The organism is Streptomyces lonarensis (genome assembly GCF_012033735.1).
Classification (GTDB): Bacteria; Actinomycetota; Actinomycetes; order Streptomycetales; family Streptomycetaceae; genus Streptomyces; species Streptomyces lonarensis.
Map to the genome: position 1 here is coordinate 1 of NZ_JAAVJD010000398.1, position 2700 is coordinate 2700.

Annotated in this window: 1 protein-coding gene and 1 pseudogene; one reads left to right on the forward strand and one right to left on the reverse strand. The window is 78.3% G+C overall.

From position 1 onward, the window contains the following. Window positions 1–136: 136 nt before the first annotated feature. Window positions 137–1594 (forward strand): hypothetical protein, encoded by a 1458-nt coding sequence (locus tag HCN56_RS24945; RefSeq protein WP_167974833.1) that lies wholly within the window; start codon window positions 137–139, stop codon window positions 1592–1594. A gap of 534 nt (window positions 1595–2128) precedes the next feature. Here HCN56_RS24945 and HCN56_RS25965 read toward each other — a convergent pair. After that, window positions 2129–2700 (reverse strand): annotated as a pseudogene (locus HCN56_RS25965) (hypothetical protein); the annotation flags it as partial.

Here is a 2700-nt window from a genome sequence, read left to right on the forward strand (position 1 = left end):
CGGCAGGAGGGCGTGCGCCCGGGAGTGACCGGGGCGCGGCGGGGCCGGGCCGACCACCCGGCGCCGCAGCAGCGGGGCCGACACCGCGGGCCGACGGGGCCATCGGTTCCACCAGGACGACAGGGGATGGCGGGCGATGATCCGAGACAGCGGGCCGACGGCCGGACGACGGGCCGGCCGCGGCCGACGGGCCGAGACCACCGGCGGCGACGGCGGACACCCCGCCGTCCGGACCAACCCCGCGGGCGCGCCCTCCCGACGCGCCGCCCGGCCGGTGGCCGCGCCGCTCGCCGCTGCCGGTGTCTGCGCGCTGCTCCTCCCCCTGCTGTCGGCCGGCCCGGCCCACGCCCTGGACCAGCCTCGGGCCCCGGTCGCCTACGCGACGGCCGCCGACGCCGAACCGGTCGAGGGCACGGCCGGTTCCGCCGACGCCCCCGCCCTGGAGGCCGGGACGATCTACACCGACGAACTCGACGTCGGCGACGCGCTGTACTACAGCGTGGTGCTGGACGCCGAGTCGGACGTCTACATCTCGGCGGTGGCGGCACCGGAGCCCGGCACCAAGGTCGCGTCGGCCGACGGGTTCGAGCTCGCGCTCACCACCACCGGCGGCGACTCCTGCGGCAGCCCGGAGAGCCGCACCTTCCAGAGCGACGGCGCGGCACGGCCGATCGCCGCCTCGCAGATCCGCACCGTCACCCCCGACGGCCGGTGCCGGGAGGCCGGCAACCACCTGGTGCGGCTGACGCGAACCAGCGCCCCCACCTCCTCGCCCGCCGCCTGGCCGGTGGAGCTGCGGGTGATGGCGGAACCCACCGCGACCGCCAACACCGAGGTGCTGCCCGAGAGCGACTGGACGACCTCGGACGACCTGCCGCCCGCCCCCAGCGGCCAGGCCGAACGCGCGCCCGGCGGCAGCGGCTTCAACGACGCCCGGCCGCTGGAGCCCGGCGTCTGGCGTGACGACCTCCCGCCGGGGGCGACCCGCTTCTACGCCGTTCCGGTGGACTGGCACCAGCAACTCGACGTCCGCGTCGAACTGAGCAACGCGCCGCAGCGCGAGGGATACGGCAGCGTCATCAACGCACTGGGCGTCGACGTCTACACCCCGTACCGGGCACCGGCCGCCGCGAACTCGACCACTTCCTACAGCGGTGAGCCCGCCGAACTCGCGGTGCTCACCCAGCCGGTCGCCTACGACAACCGTTTCGAGACCGGCTTCGACCGCTACGTGGCGCGCTCGCGTGTCGCCGGGTGGCACTACGTCGTCGTCCACCTGCACGAGGACATCGTGGAGCGGGTGGACGCCGAGTCCGTCGGCATGACCCTGCGGATCGCACTCCACAACGAGCCGGGCACGGCGCCCACCTACGACGGCGACCTCGCCGAGGCCGGCTTCGGCCTCGACGAGGAGGCGCTCGACCAGGAGGGGGCCGACGGTGGCACGGAGCAGGCGGCCGCCGCCGGGCGGGACGAGACCAGGGAACTCCTCGGCTACGCCGGTATCGGTGCGGGAGTGGCGCTGCTCGGCGTGGTCGGTACCTGGTACTACCTCGGCCGGCGTGACGCGGCCGCCGGACACCGCGCGGGGTAGCCGACGCCAGAGCACAGCGGCCCGGCCCGGTGCGGTTCAACTCACGGCACGGCACGGCACGGCACAGCACGGCCCCGGCGTCGGCGTCGGTCTCGGGGTGCGCGCCGTCGCCGCGCGGTGGGTCGGGACAGGTGTACGCGGATGCGAATTCGGCAGCCGCGGCGGCGCCCCGGGCCGCCGGGAGCTTCGGCTGGGCGGCGGCGCCCGGAGGTCGGCTGACCGCCGACGGCCCGCCTGCCCTTTGGCCGCCTGCCCCGCCGATCCGGCCGGATCGGGCGAAGGCGGCGGCGCGGGCGTCGTTCGTGGGTGTCGATGCCCGCGGTTGTCCAAGCACCGCCGTCAGGCGAACCGTGGCCGGTCCCCCGACAGGCGGCACTGCCGAGCACCGGTCAGGTCCGGACCGGCCCCCGGCGGCTCGCCGCGACGCTTTCGATGCCGTGCGCTCCGGGGCGGGTGAACAGGCGCTCGTCCACCGGCCGCGCGCCCCCGCGACGGCCCGGCCCCCGGGCCGAGCGGTCCGCGTCCGGTGCGGGGTCAAGCGGTGAGCAGCGCCCAGATACCGAAGCCGATCAGGGCGACCGCCAGCAGCACCAGCGCTGCGGCCACCGCGGGCTTCGGCCCGGAGGTGGCCGCACCGCCCGGCTTCCCCGCCGTCGCGGCGGCGGACGCGGCACCCGGGCCGGCCTGCGACAGCGGCGGGCTCCCGGCGGGCGCGGAGCCCGCGACCCCGGGGACGCCGGGCGCGGGGTATCCGTACCCGCCGCCGGCCGGCGGGTAGCCGTAGCCATCGCCGGGCGCCGGGTACCCGTGGCCGGGCGCCACCGGAAGCTCGTCCCCCGGCCGCCCCGCGGGGGCCCCGGGCGGGGGAGGCGGTGCGGGCGGGGCAGACGGCGCGGCGGCGTCGCCTCGCACTCGGGCACCGGTCGTCGGCTGGTCGTAGAGCGGCGTGCCGCCGGGAGCGCCCGCCGGGGGCGCGGGGGGCGCCGGCGGCGGCAGGTGGAAGCTGCCGGTCTCCGCGACCGGCCCCGTCGGCCCCGCGGGGGCGGGCGTCGGCGCGGGTGTGGGCGGGTCGGCCGGAGGGGGCGGCGTCGGCCCGCCGGTGCGGG